1 pseudogene is annotated in these 449 nt (G+C 50.8%); it reads left to right on the top strand.

Going from position 1 to position 449, the window contains the following annotated elements:
• Positions 1-449: pseudogene (locus tag E3E27_RS10595) on the top strand (hypothetical protein); the annotation flags it as partial.

The following is a 449-nucleotide window of genomic DNA, read 5'->3' as shown; positions in this document are numbered from 1 at the left end:
AGGAGAGGATCAGGGAAAGAATTGAGAAGAAGCTGAGGAAGACAGGACTCACTCTCGAAGAACTCTGGCAGAAGAAGCTGCTCAATAGAAAGGATTCGGACTACCTCGTCGTCGTTGCACCCACAGGATCTGGAAAGACCGAACTTGGCGTTCTCTGGGCAAAGAGCAGAGGCAAGCTCGTTTACACGCTCCCGCTCAGGGTTGCACTCAACGACCTCTACAAGAGGCTTTCAGAGGAGTACTTTGATGATGAATCTGTGGGCTTGCTTCACTCGACGGCATTCATGGAATACGTCGAAGGTGCCGGAAACGACATCGAGGTTGAGAAGAAGGTGAACTCCGCTGGGCTTTTGGCAATGCCTGTGATGCTCTCGACGCCCGATCAGGTGTTTCTGACTTCCCTAAATTACTACGGCTCCGATAAGGTTGTCTCAGTTTATCCTGAATCA

It is taken from the genome of Thermococcus sp. MV11 (assembly GCF_012027285.1).
Lineage (GTDB): Archaea > Methanobacteriota_B > Thermococci > Thermococcales > Thermococcaceae > Thermococcus > Thermococcus cleftensis.
Note: the sequence above shows the minus strand (reverse complement) of the source record. Positions and strands in the feature narration are given on the sequence as shown.